Source organism: Hugenholtzia roseola DSM 9546 (assembly GCF_000422585.1).
GTDB lineage: Bacteria > Bacteroidota > Bacteroidia > Cytophagales > Bernardetiaceae > Hugenholtzia > Hugenholtzia roseola.
This window is the reverse complement of the sequence record NZ_AUGI01000035.1, coordinates 13,936-35,621: the sequence shown is the minus strand read 5'-3', so window position 1 is coordinate 35,621 and position 21,686 is coordinate 13,936. Positions and strand designations below refer to the sequence as shown.

Below are 21,686 nucleotides of genomic sequence, written 5' to 3'. Positions count from 1 at the left end.
ATGTATAAAATTTTAATTACAGGAAACTACCAAAAAGACTACAATCGCGATTTGGTCGTCTTTGAAGGTCTAAAACAAGTAGGGGCTGCGCTCACGTTTTTCCCTTATGCCAAAAAGAGTACAACGCTTGCCACACAAATTCATAAAATAGCCCAAGAAAATGATTTTGTTTATCTGCCTTCTTTTACCCATGCCGACGTTGCCTTCGTAAAAAAAGCCATTGGAAAGAAGCCCTTACTTTTCGACCCACTCATTTCGCGCTACCTAAGCAAGGTCTTCGACTACAACCAAGTTTGGCGATACTCGCCTCGCGCCCTCAAAAACTACGGCAAAGATTATTTTGCCCTGCACAAAGCCGACCTTGTTTTAGCCGACACGCCTTCGCACAAAAATTATTATATCAAGACCTTTCGCCTTGCGCCTGAAAAAATTTGCGTTGTGCCTGTTGGCGTAGATACCCAAATATTTTTCCCAAAAAAGGTTCAGGCTGTTTCTGATGCTACTGAAAAAAAGCCTTTTTTAGTAGGGTTTTATGGCAGTTTTGCACCTTTACAAGGTGTTTTAAAAATTGCACAGGCAGCCCATCTGCTTCAAACCCAATATGCAGACCGTTTAATGGAACGCCAAATTCATTTCCAAATCATAGGGGACGGCTTCGAGCATCAAAAACTAAAAGACTTTTTAGATAAACACGCACTTCAAAATTTTGATTGGATAGGAAATGTAGCCTACGAAAAACTGCCTACCTACATTCAATCGTGGGATTTAGCCTTAGGTATTTTTGGTGAAAGTTTGAAGGCTGATTTGGTAGTGCCTAATAAAGTATATCATTATTTGGCGTGTAAAATTTGTACGCTTACCAAACAAAGTCCTGCCATGCAGGAGCTTTTCGAAACAGGCAGAGAGCTTCAAACTTGCCTCAATACGCCTGAATCTATTGCCGAAAACATATACTATCTGCTTAAAAATCAAGAGATTAGAGAAAAAATAGCGGAAGCTGGCTATCAAAAAGTAGTAGCGGCTTATCCTGCCCTTGCTATCGGGCAAAAGATTGTGGAGGGCTATGAGTTGTTTCGGTCTAAAAGTTATTGAATTGCATCAATTTGACGGTAATAGGCTAAGGTTTGGCTTGCCATTTTTTCTTTGGTAAAATTTTGCAGATGCGACCAAGCATTTTCGATAAGGTTCTGTTTTTGAGTAGGATTTTCTAATATTTCGAGGACATATTGCGCCAACTTTTGCGTGTCTTTGACGGGCGCAAGCAAGCCCGTTTGTCGGTGCAAAACCAATTCGGGAATCCCCCCAGCGGCAGTGGCTACCACAGGCACACGTGCAGCAAAAGCGTCTAAAATGGAAGTTCCCAAGCCTTCTGTTTCGCTTGTAAAAAGAAACAAATCGAGCTGTGGCAGTAGCGTTGCGATGTCGTTTCGATGCCCTGTGAGCGCAAAGAAATTCGCCAAATCGGAATTTTGAGCAAGCCAGTCCTCAATTTTTGACTCCGCGCCGTCAGGTTTTCCTACCAATAAAAATTTAACTTTTCCTTTGGTATAGGCTAAAAATTTTTCATTTTGTAATAATAATTTTGCAGTTTCCAGAAAAGTAAGTGGGTCTTTGTGTGGGGCTAAGGCTGCAATTTTTCCTATAAGAAAAGTATCTTGACTAAGATTTAAACTTTTTCTGATATTTTTTTCGCTCTCAAAATCCTCAATAGTCGTATCTAAATTGCTTCTTGATGCCATTTTGGAAAGGTCTATGCCGCTATACACAACTGCTACTTTTTGTTTGTCTTTGATAAAAGGCAATACTACTTTTTGGATAGCTTGCGAAACGCAGAGTATTTTTTTGATGCGAAAATGATTGTATTTATACAAAGAAAAATAATTGCTTTTTAGAGAAAAATCTACTCGCCTGCTCAATACCATATTGGCGCGATTGCCAAAAAAGGTAGTTGCCAAAATAGCGATAGTATGGGCATGAGAATCGTGTAAGTGTAGGATAATTTTGGAGTCTTTTTTCGTTTTTTCTGCCAAAAAAAGTGCATTTTTGATTTTATTCTTACTCTGCCAAATACAGGTTTCGATGCCTTTTTCTTTTGCAAAAAGATAGAGCGGCGAATCTTGGGGCGTGAAAATACATTGCGCGATACCTTGCTTTTGTAGCTCGACGCTAAGATAGGCGATTTGCTGCTCGCCTCCACGCCAAGTAGTGGGCGTAGAGAGGTGAAATATTTTCATATTTATATCATTTGGGTATAAAGATTGTGCATCTCTTGTGCAATGACTTCATCATTAAAACGCTGAACATACTGCCAAGAGCGTTCTGTGCGTGCTTTTACTTCGGTAGGGTGTTCTAAAATGTAGAAAATCTTAGCCTTTAAATCCTCTACACGATAGGGGTCTATGTAAAAGCTATCCTCGCCACCTGCTTCGGGGAAAACGCCTCCTTGTGAGGTAATAACAGGCGTTTTGGCATACAAAGCCTCGATAATGGGGATTCCGAAACCTTCGAAAAAAGAAGGGTAAATAAACATTTGGGCTTGCTGATAGAGTGCTGCTAAGTCGGGCGAACTTACATTTTTTAAGAAAAAAACTTGCTTATGTAAGTTTTTTTCCGCAATGTAGGCTCTCATTTGAGCCGTATATGGCGTTTCGCCGCCCAAAAGCACCAAATTTAGGTCGGTATCTGCAATGGCTTTGAGGATAGAAAACGCATTTTTACGCGCTTCTATCGTACCTACATAAAGGAGAAAATTTTGTGGAATTTGATATTTTTCAATTACTTTTTGTTTAAAATCCAGACTCGCCTGCACTTTAAATTCGGCGCGACAGCCCTGATAGACGACTTTAATTTTTTCGGGTTCGATTTGAAAGAAATCGACAATATCGCTTTTCGTCTGTTCGCTAATTGCTACGACAAGGTCGCTCTCTTTTGCCGCTTTTTTAAATTTATACTCACTAATTTTGACATCTATTTTTTTGTAAAATTGGGGGTAGCGCAAAAAAATAAGGTCGTGAATGGTTACGCAGGTGGGGATATTGGCACGCCGCAAGCCTTGTGGAATTTCGCCTGAAAGCCCATGAAAGAGTTGGATTTGGTCTTTTTTGAGGTCGGAAACGATATTTTTTTGTCGCCAGAGGTTGTAAAAAGTTTTAGAAAAGCGCGTTTTTGGGAATTTTTCCTGCACATTTTGGGCATTAGAAAGAAATAAAGTTTCTTTGGCAGGCTTTGGATTGTAGAGAAAGTATTGATTTTGGGGGTAGTAGTGGCTTAAAATTCGTATCAAATCGCGACTATAATTTCCCAACCCCGTTTTGTTGTGAAAGACGCGCTTTGCCTCGTATCCGATTTTCATAAAGATTGGGAGTTTGGCGTATTTTCAAAGGCTTTTCCTACCTTTGTGAAAGAAAGTGCAAAATTAGGCGATAAAAGGCTCATTTCCAAAAGGCTCGAAAGGATAGAGGCGGGACTTTGCGCCTAAAAAAACTTAAAAAAAGGGGGCTGCTTATTCAATAAAAGCATAGCTTAGGGCGTTATGGATTGTAGAATTTAGTACGACTTGGCACGATTGAAATAGGACGGATTGCCTTTGTTTTTACAAATCAGCCCTTATTGCCGACTTTCTTTTTCGCCTTTGGTTCGCCACTGGCACGTGCTTTTGAGTCATCTGCCTGCTTTTCGGTATCCCCGTTTTTCGGTATCTTTGCAACTTGGAGTAAGTGGCTCGAAGCAAGTTTTGAGGCTGCTTGGCTCGCTTTCATTTTGCCGTCTTCATAACCTTTCAAAACGAAACAAATTCAACAATATATGACCTTCTCACAGCTTTTTCGCAATCGCTTTTTGCGGTCAGGGCGTTTGGTTTTTGTCCTTGCTGCGGCTCTTTTCTGGGGCTATCTTCAAGAGGCAGAGGCGCAACTTAGTCTAAGTCTTAGCGGTCGTTACCAAAAGTTTATTGGTGGCGAGGCGCGTTTTCCCTACAAAGAAGTAGCAGATTTTCCTTCTATGGCAGGTTTGGAGGGGCGTTTGGAAATAGGTATGAGCTACAAATTGGCGGCTTCTATCTATGGGGCTGCGTTTTTAGGCACGCGCGAAGGCGAATTTACCTATGCCAACTACATCACGACGCGCAATAGCGGCTTCGAATTTGGCGGCGATTTTCGCTACTACCTCTTGGGTGCTTACAACCAGCGCGGCGGCTTTTACACCAAATTAGGCGCAAGCGGCGGCTTGTATCGCATAGATTGGCGTTTGAAGGGCGCGTTTCGCGAAGGCGAATACCTTTTCCCCGAACCTGAATATTTCCAAGATGTGCAGTTTTGGCTTGTGAGCGTCAATGGCGGTATTGGTGCAGAAGTGTTTTTAGGTTCTTTCTACCTTTTTGGCGAAGGTTCGTACTCTTATCGCATCAAAGACTACGTTTCAGACGTAACCATTTATGAGCCACACGTGCATCACTTTTGGCAGGCAAACTTAGGTGTGCGTATCCCTTTGGGAGGTGGCAGATAAGCCCTATTGCCTTTCTTTCCTGCTCGAAACTATCCAAAAGCCCTCTAAGTAATTTTAGAAAATTATGAAATATTTACCGACGTTTGTCTTATTTTTTGCCTTTCTTGCCTTAGGCATCACTACCAGTTGCCAACCTGACACAGGCGACGACAACCCTGCGCCCGTTTATGGCTTTATGGAAGGCTATATCGGCGATACTGCCTATTGGCAGGCACGTGATGTCAGTGCGCGATGGGTTCGCATCGATTCTACACGCACTCTTTTAGAAGTGGTAGGCATTTCGCGTGCTTTGGGTGAGGAAACGCGCGTAGTTTTGCGAATCCCAAACCCTGCTATCTCCTCTTTTTCGGTGGGAATTTTAGATTCCACATGGTCTAATGCAGAAGCCTACTACACAAGTGGCAATGCAGGTGGCGTAATCGGCGACAATGGCACCGTAGCCGTTGCGCAATTAGATACTGCCTTGCAGTTTTTTGTAGAAGGCACGTTTGAATTTGCTTTTGAAAGCTCGGTAAGCGACACCATTCGTATCGGCGACGACTCGACAGGGCGCGACAGTGTCGTTACGACAACCCAACAATTTGACATAAAGCGCGGCACATTTAATTCGCGCATGACCCGTCAGAAATAATCTTTTTCTGATAGCGCGGCAGCCTTCAAGGGGAAAATGTACCCTTGAAGGTTTCTTGTTTCTAAATAACACAGTTTTAAAATTATTCTTCTCTTTTTCCGCTATCATTCTTGACTATGCAGACTTATCACATTCTTTGGGCAGACGACGAAATAGATTTGCTCAAACCCCATATCTTATTTTTAGAAAAAAAAGGCTATCAAGTTACGCCCGTCAATAATGGACACGAGGCAGTGGAAATGTGTGAAAAAAATTATTACGACCTTATCTTTTTAGACGAAAACATGCCGGGGCTTTCGGGCTTGGAAGCCTTAGCCGAAATCAAGACGCTGCGCCCCAACTTGCCTGTCGTGATGATAACCAAAAGTGAGGAGGAGCATATCATGGAAGATGCCATTGGTGCTAAAATTTCGGATTATCTCATCAAACCTGTCAATCCGAATCAAATTTTGCTTTCCATCAAAAAAATATTAGACAAAAAGCGTTTAGTAACTGAAAAAACAAACCTAAGCTATCAGCAAGATTTTAGAAATATCTCCCTTGCCTTTTCTGAAACCCTCGACTTTGAAGGCTGGGTAGAAATCTATAAAAAGCTCACCTTTTGGGAATTGGAAATTGAAAATACCGAAAATCAGAGCATGAAGACCGTCTTGGAGGCGCAAAAAAGCGAAGCCAACGTCAATTTTGCCAAATTCATCGAGCAACACTATCAAGATTGGCTCGAAGAGGACGCACCTCCGCAAGACGCGCCCTTGCTTTCGCATCAACTTTTGCAGAAATGGGTCTTTCCACGTCTTTCCGAAAAACAGGAAAAGCCACTTTTTTTTATCCTGATTGACAACCTGCGCTACGACCAGTGGAAGATTTTAGAGCCGCTCCTTACCGAATACTTCAACGTGAGTGAGGAAAAAATTTATTGCTCTATCCTACCGACTACTACGGCTTTTGCGCGAAATGCCATCTTTGCAGGGCTGCTCCCTTCTGACATTGCCGAATATTACCCCGACCATTGGACAGACGACAACGAAGAGGGCGGCAAAAACTTGTATGAAGCCGACTTTTTAAAGTTTCAAATGGAAGACTTGGGCTTGGAAAAAATCAAGAGTAGTTATCATAAAATTTTAAAAAACCAACAAGGAAAAGAATTAGTAGATAAGTTTTCGCACTTATTGGCAAACAAACTCAATGTTTTGGTCTATAATTTTGTCGATATGCTCTCACATGCGCGTACCGACACTGCCTTTGTGCGCGAACTTGCACCCGACGAGGCTGCCTACCGCTCAGTAACCAAATCTTGGTTTTTACATTCGCCACTTTGGGATATGTTGCGTAAGATTGCCGAACAAGGGGCTTCGCTTATCATTACCACCGACCATGGTACAATCCGCACGCAAAGACCTTACAAGATTATTGGCGATAGAAACACAAATACAAATTTGCGTTACAAACAAGGGAAAAATTTGAACTATAATCCCAAAAATGTCTTTGTAGCCAAAAATCCTGACGACTTTTTCCTGCCCAAACAAAATCTTTCTTCTACTTACGTCTTCGCAACCGAAGATTATTTCTTTGCCTACCCCAATAATTACAATCACTACGTAAAATATTACAAGGATACTTTTCAGCATGGGGGCGTTTCGATGGAAGAAATGATTATTCCTTTTATAGAGTTAGAACCCAAAAAGTAGAGGTAGCGATTTTAGTCCTAAGACTTGCTGCTACCTGCCTACCAAAATAAAACCTGCCCAAAATTTGGGTAGTACCGTTTTTTGCTGCTGCAAAAGTTCTATTTTGGCTTTTTGAAGTGCCTCTGCATAAGAGCTACTTGTTTCGAGATGCCTATAAAAGGCTACCATCAGCATTTGCGTTGGTTGGTCGCTGATGTTCCAAAGTGCGTAGAGTAGGTTGCGATTGCCCGCCTGCACAAAGTAGTGCGCCAGAGAAAGCACGCCTTCGCCTAAGGCAACCTCGCCCATGCCCGAACGACAACTGCTCAAAACCAGCAATTCGGTCTGCATCTGCATGCTAAATAGCTCATCGGCGTAGAGTTTTTCGCCCTGCCAAAAGAGTAGATAAGAGCGTGCAGGGTCTTTTTTGAAGGATTCGCTGTGAGTTGCGACGTGTAAAATATTCGCCTTAGACGCTAAGGCTATAAAATTTTCCTTGCTCGCCTGCTGATGTAAGAAAATTTGTGTTTTTCTAAATTTTTTCCCAATTTCTGCTACCTCAATTTCGGTAAAGGGCAATGCCGCTATTGCCTCACGCTGATTTTCACCGTCTTCCATTGCCTTGAAAACGGGTGCAAAGCCTACCCAATTTGCGTTTTCAAAGGGCTGATTGATGAATGATTCAAGGCGTGTTTTATGCCATAATTTAGCCGAATAATGATAACTAAAAGCATAATCATACAATAAGTAGGGCAACTGTGCATAGGTGATAGTTTCCTGCTCTGCCTTTGAGTCGGCGGCAGGACGAAGTAGGCTTTCAAAAGGTAGTTGTTGTAAATAGCCTTCACTAATCAAGATAATTTGTTGTGTATTTTTTAAAAAGTCGGTCAGAGGCGCGAAAAGGTGCTTGTATAAAAGGCTTGACTGTGAGCAATAATCGTCTATATTCGCTCCCTTTGCCAACATTTTATTGAAAGTTTCGATTTGCAGGGTAAAAGTGGAGTCTATGGGGGTGGTAAAAATTTTGACGCTACCTTTTTTTATAGCAAACACCAAAACTTGATTTTCTAAAAGTGCGTAGTTCAATAAAGCCTCCTGATGCCCTAAAAGCGTTTCCACTTGTTGCCATTCCAAACGCTGCTCGGCTTGGCGAAGGTAGTTTTGATAGGCGGGATTTTGTGCCAAATGGGTGTTGCGAAAACGGTCGTACTCGTGATTGAGGGCAACCAACTTTTGTTTTAGGGCAATGCCTTCTGTATCGTCGGCTTGGTAGTTTCTTAGGCTACTTTTTAGGTAAGCGATTTCTTGTTTGAGGTCTTGTTCCTGATGTAAGATTTGAGGCGAAAGGTACGATTTTTTTGCGTCTTCTTCCGAAAGACTTTCCCACAAAACTAAGGCTTTCTGCCTTTCTAAAAAGTAGAAAATATCGCTTAGGTATTTTTCTTGTTCGCTTTTTTGATAGAGTGTAAGGCTTAGAAGGAGTGCATTTTGTAAAATTTCATACCCTTGCTTTACCTGCCGAATCTTATCGCTCTGTCTTTCTGCATAACGGCGTTCGGTTTCCAAAAGGCTATCTAAGGCGTAATAGCGTTGCAAACTCTGTTCTAAATCGGTAAGGGCGGCTTCTTCGAGGTAGGGCAAATAAGCCAACTTTCGCCAAGTGGTGATAAGCAAATCTATACTAAAAGCAGGAATAAGCCTATTTTCATAAAAAAAGTCTTCTTTATTGGCATTTTCCAAATTTATTTTTTCTGCCAAAAGCAAATACTGGCGTGCCTTTTGGTAGTTTTTTAAAATTAGATGAAGTTCGCCAAAATTATTATATAGGTTGATAAGAACCGAAATGGGTTTGTGAGAAGTTTGCTGGTGTGCAAATAGAGCCGAATCGAGATAGAGGAGGGCGGAATCGTAGCGTGCCGCATGCTGATGGGCAAGTGCCAAATTGTTATAGGTCTTACTTAATTCGGTAGGATTGTTGCGTTCCAAAGTAAGGGCTTGGTGGTAGTACCAGATGGCAGAATCGTATTGAGCGGCTTGGCGGTGCGCAATGGCTAAATTGATAAAAGAACTACTTTTTTTATTAGAATTTTGTTTTTCTTTCAGGGCTAAGGCTTTGTGAAAATATTGCAGTGCCTCTTTGGGCTTCATTTGGTCTAAAAGTGCATTGCCCGCCATCTGATAATTGACGGCTGCACGGCTGGCATAGTCTTTATGTGTCTGATTTTGGTTTAAAATCTGTTCGGCTTTCCAAGTCCATTCTATGGTTTTTTCGCTATTTCCTGTGTGGCGATAAAAGCGAGCCATTTCGCTATAAGCCTCTGCGGTGAGCAAATCCTTTTTTCCTTTCTCTTTTTCGGCAGCCTCTGTGTATTGAGTGAGCATATCGAGGGCTTTGTTTTCTTGCTTGCGGTATAGATAGGCAAGTCCCAATTTTCGCATCAAATCGAGCGATTTTTTTTCTGTAAGATAGCACTTTTCGAAGTAAAAAATAGCCTGTTCGTATCTTTGCAACTGAAAATAAGCCGTTCCGAAATTGTCCCAAACAGGATAGAGGCGACTTTCTACCACTAACTTTCGCGCTTCAAGTTCTTTCCAATGTTTTTCAGCTTGTTTTAATAAAATAAGTGCTTCTTTGTTGTTTTTATTCATCAAAGAAAAAGAAGCCAAGCTGATGGCACTGGCAGCGAATAGCTCATCTGCCTGCGCACCCTGATAGAGATACGCCTGACGCGCTTCTAAGCCTTTTTGTAGGTAGTATTGGGCTTTTTTGAAGTCTTTTTTGTTGAAATATTGCGAATTAAAATAATCGTAAATGCGTGAATGATAACAATAAATGCGTTGGCTTTGGGCTTCGAAGGCAGCCATCTCTTCCGTATTTTTACTAAAAAAATGGTTGTCTTTTTGTTGGCAAAGACGTAGGTAGAGATACCAACTCCATATTTTTACACTTTCCAAAGGTTGGGCGGCAAAAGTTTTCAAGGCGAGGGAATCATTTTGCGCATACGCCCAGACTGTTCTAAAAAAAGGGCGTGCCTTCGGTGCAATTTCGCTTTCTATGTAATTCTGCCAAACTGCCAAACTATCCTGTGCCGTTTGGGGCTGATAATAGAGTTGTTCCCAAATAAAAAGCCACCGTTGGCTCTCTGCCTCGCCAAGTTGGGCGGTCATCTTTGGGCTGCGTCCTGTAAAGTTTGCCCAAAATGCAATTTCGGCTATTTTTTTCCGAATCTCACGCTGCTCTTTTGCCTGTGCAAGTATAGAATCGGTTTGAAAGAGTGCTTCTGTTTTGGCTTCCCATAAGGCACTTTGGGGCAAAAGTTGCGCGGTTTGGACTGCCCACTGCCAATAGCCTACAAGCGAATCTATTTCCGTTTGGCTGCCCTGCCAATGCGCATGTAGGGCTTTTTCAGCCTCTATGTCGTCTTGCGCCGCCTTTTGTGCCTTCACAGAAGAAAGTGAAAAAGTACAAAGTAGAAGCAAAGAAAGCAAAAAAAGAAAAGATTTTGGAAACATAATGGTCATATCTTGGAAAGGAGTAGGATATTTTTCAATACAATAGAAAACTAAAAAGAAAAACCTTTGCAGCTAAACTATCCGCTAAAAATTGTAGTTTTGTCCTTAAAATCAAAGAAGATGAAAAAATTACCGCGCGGCATCACAGGTTTTGCCCCCAGCGAAAGCAAAAGTACGAATAAAAGCCCAAATCCGACCACAATCGTTTCGGCTACTTGGCAGGATTTCGAGCGCAGTGCCTTATTAGTTTCGCGCTGGCAACTTTTGGAACTCTACCAACAAATGCCGCCCTTCAACTTTCATTTTGCCCTCTTCGAGCGCGACAAACGACAAATGGGCGTGCTTTGCCATCGCGATTTTGCCCTTGTAGCCTTCGTCAATTTGCCACTGCACAAGCAAGCCTACACCGAAGGCGAAGACCTGACCCTGATTTTTGAGCGTTTCTTTGAAGTGCTGCCTGCCGACTTCCTGCGTTTGCGCCCCAACGCCGACCACCCTGATAGCGTTTTTTCCCTACAAAATTTGGCAGACGAGGAATTTGCACAGATGGCATATTTTCAACCCGAAAATATCGGACAAATTATTTTTAATAATTGGCAAAAATAATTGACAAAAAAATGCAGCAACTTATCGGGATTGATTTTGGAGCTAAAAAAGCAGGAACTACCGTTTTGGCACGCTTAGAGATGGCTCAAAATGGCTATCCAGAGCCGAAAATAAGCCTTTTTCAGAGCCTTAAAAATCAAGATGCTGACCTTTTTTTAGAAAAAACGCTTTCCGAGCTTCCTAAAAAAGAAACCCTCCTTTGCATTGATGCGCCACTTTCGCTTCCTGCCTATTATAGCGGAAACCTTGCACCTGACGCAACACGCGACTATTTTTATAGGAAAGGCGATAAAATCTTGGGTGCGATGTCTGCCCTTTTTTTGGGCGGACTGACGGCAAGGGCAATACAATTTAAAGATTGGGCGCAAGAGCAGGGCTGTACCGTTATAGAGGGCTACCCTGCGGCTTTGGCAAAGGAATTGTCGTTATCAGATGTTAGTTACAAAAAGGAAAAGGACTTTTTGAAGCCCAACTTAGCGGCTATCGTTACCGCTTTTGGCTTTCTTCCCCCTCATTCGCCCTTGCCAAAACTTTTGGAGCAGGTGGAAAATTGGCATCAGATAGATGCGCTTTTGGCATTGCTTACGGCTTTTCGCTTTGCTGGGGGCAAGGCAAAGGCTTATGGCGACACGCAAGAGGGCGTTATTTGGGTCTGAAAGTGCAAAAAAAAAGAAAAAACTTTTCAGGGATTTATTTTTTGGAAAGCCAAAGGAACGGGCTTTTTTTGTAAAACCTTATCGCTTTTGTCTTGGTTTCGAAACAAACCTTTTTCTAATCTTTGTATGAATTTCGTAGAAAACCTTTTGGCGCGTCTTTTCCCAAACCGCTCTGCCGTTCCGATTTTAGAAGAAACCTTGCTTCGCTCGGCAAAGGAGCAGGAAGCGTTTGAGGCGTGGTCTAAAAGTGAGCGTTTGAAGTGGCTACAAAGTGAAGTAGAGTTGGCATATCATACCAAAAGGCAAAATGAGCCAAATACTTTTATAGAAGTGCATCTTTTCGATACGCTTCCTGCACAGGGCTTTGCCCTCACCTATCACCAAGATTTGAGTGCAGCAGAGTTTCAATATTTCTTTGATTTTCTAAAAGAAAAAATCTTGCTTCTAAAAAATCAAAATCTGCCCTACCAACTTTATACCTCGCAGCGGCGCATAGAAGACCTTAAAACCTACGTCAAGACGACAGAAAAACACTATCTAAAACCCACTTTTTCAGGGAATTTCGAAAAAATGCACCAACTTTACGGCAATATCTTGATAGAGTATATCAAAATTAACGACAAGCCGAGTTTTATTCGCCTCTTAGCCAATCGCTTTTCCGATAGAAACTACGAAAAGCCACTCCCTTTTGACGACCTTTTATACCATTTATTTCACTAAAATCATGACCCTTTCTTTTCCTATCCTCCTGCTACTTTTTGCGATACAAAATGGCGTTGTGCTTGCTTTGGTCTATTTAGACAAGCGAAATGCCCAAAAAAAGGCGCGTCGCATACCAGAGGTACGGCTCTTATTGCAGGGCTTTCTTTTCGGCGGCTTAGGGCTTTGGATAGGCATGTATCTCTTTCGCCACAAGACGCAAAAGCCAAAGTTTATCTTCACTGCGCCCATTTTTGCAATTTTACAGTTAGCCTTTTTGTTTTATCTTTATACAAAAATATAAAACTTTGATGAACAAATCTTGTCCCAAAATTTGTAGCCTTTGTAGTATCTTGGTTTCGAAATCCTTATAGGAGTAGAAAGTATATTTTGTAATTTTTTCATAAAATATACGATACTTGCTAACTGTTGTTTGTTTGCTTTTTTTTCCCTAACTTAGCCAAGTATTACTTATCTTTAACTTCTATTCGCCATGACAATAGGTTTTCACTACAAAAAGGCAGTGCAGGCTTTGGCTTTTTTCGCTCAAAAAAGTGGAGGAAGGCTCAATAAAATGAAAGCCATCAAGCTAATATGGCTTGCCGATAGGCTGCATCTTAGAAAATATGCCCGAACCATTACAGGCGATATTTATTTTGCCATGCCTTACGGTCCTGTGGCTTCTTCTACAAGAGATTTGTTGGAACACAACGACCGCCTATTGAGCCAAGTAGAATTGGAATACACTTGTCTTTTTTTGGGGAAATTTGAAAAATATGAATATAGCCATATCAATTCGCCCGATTTAAGTGTATTTTCTAAAACAGACATAGAATGTTTGTGTCTTATTTATGATGCTTTTGGCAATTTTGACGCTTTTACGCTTTCTGAACTTTCTCACCAATTTCCTGAATGGCGAGCCTATGAAGCACTGCTTGAACAAGGAAATTGCTCACGTTTTGAAATCGACTTTGCACTTTTTTTCGAAAAAATCCCCCCTCAATTATCAATAGAAATTTTCAACGAAAGCGAGGATTTTTTAGAAATTTCCAAATCGCTTTACTTTGTCTGAAAAGAAGATGGAAATTCCTATGTCTTTGTTTCTTGAAAGTATAGAGGCTAAGAAGATATACTATTTTGCTTCAAATAGGCTGAACAGTCCCCAGCCCCACTATTACGTTTGCATTGCTCGAACAGAGGCAGATTTGCTCATTTTATCTTGTTGCACCTCACAGTTTGAAACCATCAAACGCTTTGTAGAAAGCCGAAATTTGCCCACACAAACGTTGGTTTATATTCCTGCGGGTACTGCTGCTGTTTTTAGCCTGCCTACCTATGTAAATTGTAACGAAACACATATCTACACACTTTCAGAATTTGCGGCTAAGTACAATCAAGGGCTTCTGACTTTTAAAGGAGAACTTCCAGAAATATACTATGAGCAAATCTTGATAGGTTTGCAGGCAAGTCCTTTGATAGAGGAGGAATTGAAACAAAGGCTTCCTACCCCCTAATTTCGCAGTTTTAGGCTCTAAAAGTTGGGTTTGAATGTAGGCACTGCCTTTTCCGAAGTGAGATTGAAATAGAAAAGGGTTTGCAGACCCAAAAGCAGGATTTTAGCCAAATTTTATTTCGTGCCAAATGGCTCGCCTGCGTTAAAAAAGCCCAAAACTCTGCCCGCTTGGGTAGGATTTGCACTCGATTTGCGAAGTTTGCGCTACCTTTGTAATTCTTTTGCCGCTTTTTCTTTGTTTTATCAGATTTGATATGATTATAGAGCTTGTCTTTTCTCAACTGCGCCTTGGGGTGCGTTTTTTTTTCGTGGGGTTGCTTGTCCTAACCTTTACAAGCCTTAGTCCGCTTGGGGCGCAAGACAAGAAGCAGGTGCAGTCGCCTACCTACCACAAGGATTCTCTGCCTGCTGTCATTCCCCAAATAGACCCCATTGATACGGTCAATACGCCCATGCAGCGCGTCGAGATGCTCTATGCAGGTGAGTTGGAGGGTGATGTTTTGCCCAATGGTGAAAAAATCCGTATCGTGCGGCGCGACAAAGAAAAGCAGGTACAATTTAAGCAGAAAAATACGCTGATGTTCTGCGATACTGCCTATCAGTATTTAGACCGCAATCATATCGAAGCCTATGGCAATATCCGCTTTGTAGAAAATGACAGTGTAACCCTTGTAGGCGATACGCTTTTCTACAATGGCAATACCAAATTAGCCGAATTATGGGGCAATGTCGTCTTACAAGACCAAGAAAAAACGGTACGCACGCAACGCATGAATTACGACATGCACCGTCGCGTGGCTTATTACTACGACGGCGGAACGGTCTATGACCGACAATCGAACCTTACCAGTGAGCGCGGCTACTACAATACCGACACCAAAATCGCGACCTTTGCAGGAAAGGTACAGGTGCGAGGGCAAGATACCTTTGTCGATGGCGATTCCATTACCTATGATACCAATACCAAAATCGCCTATTTTGATGAAGAAGCCATCGTCAGAACGCGCGACGGACGCATAGAAGCCCAAAAAGGAAGCACCTACAATACCACAACGGGAGTCATGAAAGGTTCGCCCAATGCCACTGGACGCACCAAGCTCGAAAATAAAGAGTATATCATCGATGCCCGCTTCGTGGATTTTGACAATGTGAAGGAAAAGGGAGTTGCGAAAGGCGATGTCAAACTCTATTACAAAAAAGAAAAAACGACCCTTTATGGCGACCAAGCCTACTACGACGGCATCGAGCGAAGCCTTGAAGCCTACGGCAACGCGCTTCTGATTCGCCCTTTGGAGGGCGATACGCTCTTTGTGGCGGCAGATACGATTATTGCCAATAATGACACCATTCCGAGCAAACAAAAAATGTTTGCCTACCGCAAAGTACGCATCTACACACGCGACTTTCAAGCCATCTGCGATTCGCTTTCCTACGACCTTGCCGATTCCCTTATCTATCTCGACTTCGACCCTTATATTTGGGCAGAAATCAACCAACTTTCAGGCAAAAACATTAAGGCAAAGATGATAGAAAACCGCTTAGAGCGGCTCGACATCAAAGAAAAAGCCTTTGTGGTATCGCAAAATCGTTTCGGGCAATTCGACCAAATAAAGGGGCGCGATTTGGAGGCGCATTTTGATACCCTAAGTCAGATACAGCGCGTCCTTATCAGTGGAAACGGCGAAAGTATTTATCACCTTTTGGAAGAAACCCAAAAACGCGCCGTCTGGAAGGGACTAAATTATATCAAGTGTAGCAATATTCACATCTATTTTGCCGATTCGAACCAAATTAAAGAGATTCGTTTTCTGCAAAGCCCCGAAGGAAAGGTAGTTCCCCCACAAAAAGTAGATTCTACTAATAACCGCTTAGAAAATTTTACGTGGAAGATAGACCAACGCCCTACGCGTGAGGGCATCTTGGCAGGTAGAAATCCCGACGGAAGGAAGCAGCGTGTGGAAGTTCCCGAAGGCGAACTTATCATCAAAGACATTTTTGAGGTCTATTACGACGAAAAAAATCAGAAAATCACTTTTTTCAAGCGCAATGCCCAACCCTCTGACTTTGAGCAGCAACTCTACCTTTGGTTATACCCCGAAGATTTGGAAAGCCTGCCCGAAACACTGCGCAAAGAAGCAAAACAGGGCTTTATTTCGCCTGCCATCTTGGTTTATCCTGAAATGATACGCAAAGGCGAGGATTTTCGCTTTGCACCCAAATTCCCGCCTTTCAAAATTCGCAAAATTGTAGCGGGGCAGCGCGAGGTAGGAAAGGGCGATAGGTGGAAAGTGGTCTATGAAGTAGGCGGAAAGAAATAAATAACAAGAAGTGGGCAGAAAGTAGGCAAAAAGCAAGAAACCAAGATTTGCGTAACTTTGCTTTCTGCCTTACCAGGCGTTGTTACAACGGTCAGAAAGTCAAAAAACGGGGTTTTGTACTTCGCGCAAACCTGCTGAACCCCCACCCTGCCCTCCCCCCATAGGGGAGGGTTCGAAAGCCAAATCATTTTTTTTGCATAAATGCAAAAAAAATGATGCCAAATCAAAGCCCCGCCCTATGGGGGCGGGGTTTGGGGTGGCGTGCATTTAAGACTTTTATCGTTGCAACAACGCCCCTCACCATCAATTCCCAAACTTATTTTCAAAATTTATATGAAAGCATATCTTTTTCCCGGTCAGGGGTCGCAATTTGCAGGCATGGCAAAGGATTTATACCACTATTCCGAAGAAAGCCGCCAACTTTTCGAGCAGGCAAATGAAATTTTGGGCTTCCGCCTCACCGATATTATGTTTGAAGGCAGCGAAGAAGACCTCAAACAGACCAAAGTAACGCAACCTGCCATCTTCCTCCATTCTGTCGTCTTGGCTTTGCTTACTCCTGATTTTGCCCCCGACATGGTAGCAGGACACTCTTTGGGCGAATTTTCCGCCTTAGTTGCAAACCGTACCCTCTCTTTTGCCGACGGTTTGCGCTTGGTGCAGGTGCGTGCCAATGCCATGCAGAAAGCCTGCGAACTTGCGCCCTCTACAATGGCGGCAATTTTGGGTACAACCGATGAAGTGGTAGAAGAAGCCTGCGCCTCTATCGAAGAGGTGGTAGTGGCGGCAAATTTCAATAGCCCTGGGCAGGTCGTGATTTCGGGTACTTTCAAAGGGGTAGAATTGGCTTGCGACAAATTAAAGGCAGCAGGGGCAAAACGCGCAGTTTTGCTTTCGGTAGGGGGCGCATTTCACTCGCCGCTGATGGAGCCTGCACGTGCGCAATTAGCCGAAGCGATTGAAAAGACCACTTTCCAAACGCCCATCTGCCCGATTTTTCAAAATGTAGATGCCAAACCGCACCTTGATACACAACAAATTAAGGCAAATCTGATTGCACAACTTACCGCTCCTGTGCGCTGGACACAGACCATTACGCAAATGCAGCAAGCTGGTGCTACTGATTTCATAGAAGTAGGACCGGGGAATGTTTTGCAGGGCTTGGTCAAAAAAATATACCGTCAGGGCAATACCTCTTCTTTGGTTTTGGCTTAAAATAGCAGGAACGCGCCACTTTATTACAATCTTCGGACAAGGCATTGCCTTGTCCTTTCTTTATGTCAAGTTTGGGTCTAATATTCCAAATTTTCTTTTGCTAAAAAGCCCAATTCATAGACCTGTGGTAGAAGTTTGGCTTTTAGTAGGTTGTGCTTTTGTTTTAAAAATAACGTTTCTTTTTCACCTATATTTTGGTCGGCAAGGGCATTTCTGACTTGCCAATAGCCTGCGTCCCACGTTTGTATTTTAAATTTGGGCGTGTTAAGCTCGTTTAGATGCTCAAAATAAAATTGCCAAAGTGCTTTTCCAGCCGCTAAAACGGCAAGGGCTTCTTCGGAAAACTGCGTTTTGTTTTTTTCCAACCATTGCGCCATAAAACGCTCCTCTGAATGAGCCAAAAGGCTATCGCGTACATCAGAATCGCTTATTTTCCATTGTGAAATTTCGGCTTTCAGAAAAGGGAAAAAATGATTTTCTATCTGATAAATTTCATTTTTGTAGGAAATATTGCGCAAGGAAGCAGTTAAGTTTGTGGTAGAAAATAAATTCCACACAGCACAATCGAGAATAAAATCGGTGGGCAAATTTTTATCGGGCTGCATAAATTGGTCGCGGTCGTTAAGCCAAGTGGCTTTTGGCAGACGGCGAACGGCATGAATAACCATGGCTTGCTCAAAATTTTGGGGCGTAACCGAAAACGCGCCTGCACTTACATAAGGAGCGGAAAGAAAACAAGTTTTGCTTTGATGTTGGAAATCGTTGCTCACGCACATAAAAGAAGCCAAAAAGTCTTTGCTAATCCTATCGCGTACATCTTTTGTATTTGTTTTTACTGTAATTGCCGAACTAAGAGGTGGAAAAATCTCTGTTGCAGATTCGCGCTTTATCCATTTTGATAGGAATTTTTCTCTACTTTCTGTTTTGATATGTTTTTGCGTATATTTTTGCACTTCGCTATCGAAAACATCGACTACTATTTCTTGCTTTTCTATTTCGTTTTCTTTGTCCAGATTCCAAAATAAAAAGCCCACAGGAAAGGCAGAAGTTTTGCTCGTGCCTGCAAAGTTTGCCGAAGAGAATACAAAACCATTTTCAAATTGGTAGCGAAAAACTTGGTCGCGCAGGCGTTGGTCGTTGTTTGAATTTAGGTATTTTATTTTTGAAAAAAGCCCTAAAAAAGTTTTTTTGTTGTCAAATTCGTATTTAATGCGATACAAAAATTGAGCGAAAAGTTCACGACTTACTTCGCCCAAACCCTCTTCGTGCATTTTTTTTCTAACCTGTGTATCGCTCACATCTTTTTTACTGTCGCCCTTAAATCCTGCCGTCGAGCTGGTTGCAAAAGGCGGATTGATAAGGATAATCCAAGTGAGATTGGGGTCTGCAAGGTCTTGTCGCAGTTTTTCGGGCAGTTTCCAAGTGATATTGAAAAGGTGAGCTTGTCTATTTAAAAAGACATTTCCAACATCATCATTCAAATAATCGTATTGAAAAATAGTAGCTTTTGGAAACAATTTTTCGCAATGCTCTACATCTTCCTTGTAAAGCGTGCTAAGGTAGCAAAAGGGCAGGGCTTCGGTCGGCAGGTGATATTCCAAGTTTCCCGTTCCTGCCGCCATGTCCCAAAGGCGATATTTCCCTGTTTTCCACCAAGCCTTTCCCAACGCTTTTTCTACGTATTCGAGGGCTTTTTGCGCAAAGGGTAGGGGGGTGAAAAAAATACCATGTTTTTTTTGTAAAAAAGAATTTTCTTCGTATTCTGCTTTCATACTAATATTCCAAATTTTCTTTTGCTAAAAAGCCCAATTCATAGACCTGTGGTAGAAGTTTGGCTTTTAGTAGGTTGTGCTTTTGTTTTAAAAATAGCGTTTCTTTTTCACCTATATTTTGGTCGGCAAGGGCATTTCTGACTTGCCAATAGCCTGCGTCCCACGTTTGTATTTTAAATTTGGGCGTGTTAAGCTCGTTTAGACGCTCAAAATAAAATTGCCAAAGTGCTTTTCCAGCCGCTAAAACGGCAAGGGCTTCTTTGGAAAACTGCGTTTTGTTTTTTTCCAACCATTGCGCCATAAAACGCTCCTCTGAATGAGCCAAAAGGCTATCGCGTACATCAGAATCGCTTATTTTCCATTGTGAAATTTCGGCTTTCAGAAAAGGGAAAAAATGATTTTCTATCTGATAAATTTCATTTTTGTAATTTATATTTTTTAAAGCAACTGTCTGATTGCTATTACAATACAAATTCCAAACAGTAGCATCTAAGATAAATTGTAGTGGCACTTCTTTTTGGGGCTGCATAAATTGGTCGCGGTCGTTAAGCCAAGTGGCTTTTGGCAGACGGCGAACGGCATGAACAACCATGGCTTTTTCGAAATTGTCGGGTTCAATCGACAAACTTCCTGCACTTACGTAAGGACCTGAAAGCAGGGCAGTAAAGTTTTGATGCTGCAAATCATTACTTGCACACATCAGAGAGGCGATAAAGTTTTCACTAATTCTATCCCGTACATCTTTGGTATTGGGTTTGATGGTAATGCCACTGCTAAAAGGCGGAAATTTTTTAATGCCTTTTGGTCTTTTTATCCATTTATTTAAAAAATTACTTCTGTGTGCAACCACAATTTCTTTCACCCCAATTTTTTCTACTTGATGGTTGAACACATCTAAGCGAAGTTCTTGTTTTTCAATGGGAGTCTGTTCTGCCAAATTCCATAAAAGAAAACCCACAGGGAATGGAGAGGCTTTACTTGTTCCCGAAAAGTTGGCAGAAGAAAATGCAAAACCGTTCTCAAACTTAAATTGAAAAATAGTATCTCTAAATTTTTGGTCGTTGTTCGAGTTGAGATATTTGAGGGTAGAAAAAAGCCCTAAAAAAGTTTTTTTGTTGTCAAATTCGTATTTAATGCGATACAAAAATTGAGCGAAAAGCTCACGACTTACTTCGCCCAAGTTCTCTTTGTGCATCATTTTGCGAAGTTTTGTATCACTTACGCCTGCCTTATTTGTTTCATTTGTGCCTGCTAAGGAACTGGTTGCAAAAGGCGGATTGATAAGGATAATCCAAGTGAGATTGGGGTCTGCAAGGTCTTGTCGCAGTTTTTCGGGCAGTTTCCAAGTGATATTGAAAAGGTGTGCGCTTCCATTTAAAAAGACATTTCCAACATCATCATTCAAATAATCGTATTGAAAAATAGTAGCTTTTGGAAACAATTTTTCGCAATGCTCCACATCTTCCTTGTAAAGCGTGCTAAGGTAGCAAAAGGGCAAGGCTTCGGTCGGCAGGTGATATTCCAAGTTTCCCGTTCCTGCCGCCATGTCCCAAAGGCGATATTTCCCTGTTTTCCACCAAGCCTTTCCCAACGTTTTTTCTATGTATTCGAGGGTTTTTTGCGCAAAGGGTAGGGGGGTGAAAAATTCGCCATGAAAGCGTCGCATGGTTTCGTCGGTAAGCCTATCAATTTTAGCCAAAATGCTTCGCATGACGGCAGGCTCCTGTACGCGCTCATAAATTTCCCAAAAATATTCGTAGTCTTTGGCAAAAATTTTCTTTTCTTTGATTTCTCCACTTTGCCCAATTCTGAAAAAAGCCTTACTCTGCTCCTTCAAAAAAATGGTATTGCCCTGCTGAATATCGCTCACAAAATAACGACTCGTTTTGAAGCCATTGCGGACAGAATCGCCAAAAATTTGATTCCAATAGACAAATACAGATTCGAAGTTTTCTTCTGTAATTAGTTTTTTATCAAAACCTTCTAAGGGGAGTGTTCCCTTCAAAGCCAAAGAAAGTCTTTCGTAAAAAACTTCATAGTCAGGCTGACTTTCAAAACTAAAAACTTTTGCATTTTTCAATTTATCAGATTGGGCAAGGTCTGCAATCAGGCGCGTGTCGGGGTTGCTGGGCGTTAAATCCCAATCGTACAAATCTTGTGGGTCTGTATAAAATTCCTTCCAAAGGGCAGTAGGGAGCAGCAAGGCGGCTTTTTTGTCTGCCAAACAGAGGTAGGACGAAATGCGCTTATCGGTAAGCCCAAATTTAAGCCTACGCACATAGTAGAGCATCTGTGCCAAAACTCGCGCCGTATTTTTGCGTGTTTCGAAATGGGCTTCATACTTAAATTCAAAAAGAACTTCGGGAGTGTAGAGGTCGTGCCTATCTTTTGTATTATATTTTAAATCAAAATGCTGTGCATAAAGGCTTTTTACATCTTCCTCTGTGCCACTTTGTGCTAAGGCTTGCGTGAAAGAGCCGAAATCGTAGGTCTTGGATTTTGCCATAATACGTGCTAAGTTAGGAGAAGGCTTGCAAAAATAACTAATTTTAGCTAAAAAACATCTTTCGACAAAAAAAGCGAAAGGGGCTTC

The 21,686-nt window shown here is 42.0% G+C and carries 17 protein-coding genes; 12 read left to right on the top strand and 5 right to left on the bottom strand.

Annotated elements, in window-relative coordinates; all coding sequences use genetic code 11:
* On the top strand, nucleotides 1–1,092 hold the full coding sequence (locus tag G500_RS0102840; RefSeq protein WP_027001490.1) for a glycosyltransferase family protein: 1,092 nt from the start codon (nucleotides 1–3) through the stop codon (nucleotides 1,090–1,092).
* Here the strand turns inward: G500_RS0102840 and G500_RS0102835 are convergent.
* Nucleotides 1,086–2,234 (bottom strand): glycosyltransferase family 4 protein, encoded by a 1,149-nt coding sequence (locus tag G500_RS0102835; RefSeq protein WP_027001489.1) that lies wholly within the window; start codon nucleotides 2,232–2,234, stop codon nucleotides 1,086–1,088. The genes G500_RS0102840 and G500_RS0102835 overlap by 7 nt on opposite strands.
* Nucleotides 2,235–2,236: 2 nt before the next feature.
* On the bottom strand, nucleotides 2,237–3,352 hold the full coding sequence (locus G500_RS0102830) for a glycosyltransferase family 4 protein (protein ID WP_027001488.1): 1,116 nt from the start codon (nucleotides 3,350–3,352) through the stop codon (nucleotides 2,237–2,239).
* A 452-nt stretch (nucleotides 3,353–3,804) separates the two neighbouring features.
* On the opposite strand from G500_RS0102830, the gene G500_RS0102815 reads away from it, so the two are divergent.
* From G500_RS0102815 to porX, 3 genes are all read left to right on the top strand, one after another.
* Nucleotides 3,805–4,503 (top strand): hypothetical protein, encoded by a 699-nt coding sequence (locus tag G500_RS0102815; protein ID WP_027001486.1) that lies wholly within the window; start codon nucleotides 3,805–3,807, stop codon nucleotides 4,501–4,503.
* 64 nt (nucleotides 4,504–4,567) lie between these two features.
* On the top strand, nucleotides 4,568–5,134 hold the full coding sequence (locus tag G500_RS0102810) for a hypothetical protein (protein ID WP_027001485.1): 567 nt from the start codon (nucleotides 4,568–4,570) through the stop codon (nucleotides 5,132–5,134).
* A 116-nt stretch (nucleotides 5,135–5,250) separates the two neighbouring features.
* Entirely contained in the window at nucleotides 5,251–6,822 is a 1,572-nt protein-coding gene (gene porX / locus G500_RS0102805) for a T9SS response regulator signal transducer PorX (protein WP_027001484.1), read from the top strand.
* A gap of 30 nt (nucleotides 6,823–6,852) precedes the next feature.
* Here porX and G500_RS0102800 read toward each other — a convergent pair whose 3' ends face one another.
* Entirely contained in the window at nucleotides 6,853–10,314 is a 3,462-nt protein-coding gene (locus G500_RS0102800) for a CHAT domain-containing protein (RefSeq protein ID WP_027001483.1), read from the bottom strand.
* A 120-nt stretch (nucleotides 10,315–10,434) separates the two neighbouring features.
* On the opposite strand from G500_RS0102800, the gene G500_RS0102795 reads away from it, so the two are divergent.
* From G500_RS0102795 to fabD, 8 genes are all read left to right on the top strand, one after another.
* The gene (locus tag G500_RS0102795) at nucleotides 10,435–10,920 is read left to right on the top strand and encodes an RNA-binding protein (protein WP_027001482.1); all 486 of its coding nucleotides are present in this window, start codon (nucleotides 10,435–10,437) and stop codon (nucleotides 10,918–10,920) included.
* An 11-nt stretch (nucleotides 10,921–10,931) separates the two neighbouring features.
* Nucleotides 10,932–11,576 (top strand): DUF429 domain-containing protein, encoded by a 645-nt coding sequence (locus G500_RS0102790; RefSeq protein ID WP_154656987.1) that lies wholly within the window; start codon nucleotides 10,932–10,934, stop codon nucleotides 11,574–11,576.
* A gap of 126 nt (nucleotides 11,577–11,702) precedes the next feature.
* The gene (locus G500_RS24755; protein WP_051203234.1) at nucleotides 11,703–12,296 is read left to right on the top strand and encodes a hypothetical protein; all 594 of its coding nucleotides are present in this window, start codon (nucleotides 11,703–11,705) and stop codon (nucleotides 12,294–12,296) included.
* A gap of 4 nt (nucleotides 12,297–12,300) precedes the next feature.
* Nucleotides 12,301–12,579 (top strand): DUF1294 domain-containing protein, encoded by a 279-nt coding sequence (locus G500_RS0102775; RefSeq protein ID WP_035756125.1) that lies wholly within the window; start codon nucleotides 12,301–12,303, stop codon nucleotides 12,577–12,579.
* Between the two features lie 189 nt (nucleotides 12,580–12,768).
* Entirely contained in the window at nucleotides 12,769–13,347 is a 579-nt protein-coding gene (locus G500_RS24750) for a Panacea domain-containing protein (protein ID WP_027001479.1), read from the top strand.
* 7 nt (nucleotides 13,348–13,354) lie between these two features.
* Complete coding sequence (locus G500_RS0102765; protein ID WP_027001478.1) at nucleotides 13,355–13,789, top strand: hypothetical protein; 435 nt, start codon at nucleotides 13,355–13,357, stop codon at nucleotides 13,787–13,789.
* A 253-nt stretch (nucleotides 13,790–14,042) separates the two neighbouring features.
* Nucleotides 14,043–16,106: an OstA-like protein gene (locus G500_RS0102755; protein ID WP_027001477.1), complete on the top strand. Its 2,064-nt coding sequence runs from the start codon at nucleotides 14,043–14,045 to the stop codon at nucleotides 16,104–16,106.
* A 333-nt stretch (nucleotides 16,107–16,439) separates the two neighbouring features.
* Nucleotides 16,440–17,321, top strand: coding sequence for an ACP S-malonyltransferase (fabD, locus tag G500_RS0102745; RefSeq protein WP_027001476.1), 882 nt, complete (start codon nucleotides 16,440–16,442; stop codon nucleotides 17,319–17,321).
* Between the two features lie 77 nt (nucleotides 17,322–17,398).
* Here fabD and G500_RS0102740 read toward each other — a convergent pair whose 3' ends face one another.
* The gene (locus tag G500_RS0102740) at nucleotides 17,399–19,093 is read right to left on the bottom strand and encodes a hypothetical protein (RefSeq protein WP_027001475.1); all 1,695 of its coding nucleotides are present in this window, start codon (nucleotides 19,091–19,093) and stop codon (nucleotides 17,399–17,401) included.
* A gap of 1 nt (nucleotide 19,094) precedes the next feature.
* A complete protein-coding gene (locus tag G500_RS24745) occupies nucleotides 19,095–21,599 on the bottom strand; it encodes a hypothetical protein (protein ID WP_154656985.1) in 2,505 nt (834 codons plus the stop codon).
* Nucleotides 21,600–21,686: the final 87 nt, after the last annotated feature.

Bases quoted from the DNA above. Each gene is read 5' to 3' on its own strand.
- G500_RS0102840 (WP_027001490.1), top strand. From the start codon at position 1: ATGTATAAAATTTTAATTACAGGAAACTACCAAAAAGACTACAATCGC.
- G500_RS0102835 (WP_027001489.1), bottom strand. From the start codon at position 2,234: ATGAAAATATTTCACCTCTCTACGCCCACTACTTGGCGTGGAGGCGAG.
- G500_RS0102830 (WP_027001488.1), bottom strand. From the start codon at position 3,352: ATGAAAATCGGATACGAGGCAAAGCGCGTCTTTCACAACAAAACGGGG.
- G500_RS0102815 (WP_027001486.1), top strand. From the start codon at position 3,805: ATGACCTTCTCACAGCTTTTTCGCAATCGCTTTTTGCGGTCAGGGCGT.
- G500_RS0102810 (WP_027001485.1), top strand. From the start codon at position 4,568: ATGAAATATTTACCGACGTTTGTCTTATTTTTTGCCTTTCTTGCCTTA.
- porX (WP_027001484.1), top strand. From the start codon at position 5,251: ATGCAGACTTATCACATTCTTTGGGCAGACGACGAAATAGATTTGCTC.
- G500_RS0102800 (WP_027001483.1), bottom strand. From the start codon at position 10,314: ATGTTTCCAAAATCTTTTCTTTTTTTGCTTTCTTTGCTTCTACTTTGT.
- G500_RS0102795 (WP_027001482.1), top strand. From the start codon at position 10,435: ATGAAAAAATTACCGCGCGGCATCACAGGTTTTGCCCCCAGCGAAAGC.
- G500_RS0102790 (WP_154656987.1), top strand. From the start codon at position 10,932: ATGCAGCAACTTATCGGGATTGATTTTGGAGCTAAAAAAGCAGGAACT.
- G500_RS24755 (WP_051203234.1), top strand. From the start codon at position 11,703: ATGAATTTCGTAGAAAACCTTTTGGCGCGTCTTTTCCCAAACCGCTCT.
- G500_RS0102775 (WP_035756125.1), top strand. From the start codon at position 12,301: ATGACCCTTTCTTTTCCTATCCTCCTGCTACTTTTTGCGATACAAAAT.
- G500_RS24750 (WP_027001479.1), top strand. From the start codon at position 12,769: ATGACAATAGGTTTTCACTACAAAAAGGCAGTGCAGGCTTTGGCTTTT.
- G500_RS0102765 (WP_027001478.1), top strand. From the start codon at position 13,355: ATGGAAATTCCTATGTCTTTGTTTCTTGAAAGTATAGAGGCTAAGAAG.
- G500_RS0102755 (WP_027001477.1), top strand. From the start codon at position 14,043: ATGATTATAGAGCTTGTCTTTTCTCAACTGCGCCTTGGGGTGCGTTTT.
- fabD (WP_027001476.1), top strand. From the start codon at position 16,440: ATGAAAGCATATCTTTTTCCCGGTCAGGGGTCGCAATTTGCAGGCATG.
- G500_RS0102740 (WP_027001475.1), bottom strand. From the start codon at position 19,093: ATGAAAGCAGAATACGAAGAAAATTCTTTTTTACAAAAAAAACATGGT.
- G500_RS24745 (WP_154656985.1), bottom strand. From the start codon at position 21,599: ATGGCAAAATCCAAGACCTACGATTTCGGCTCTTTCACGCAAGCCTTA.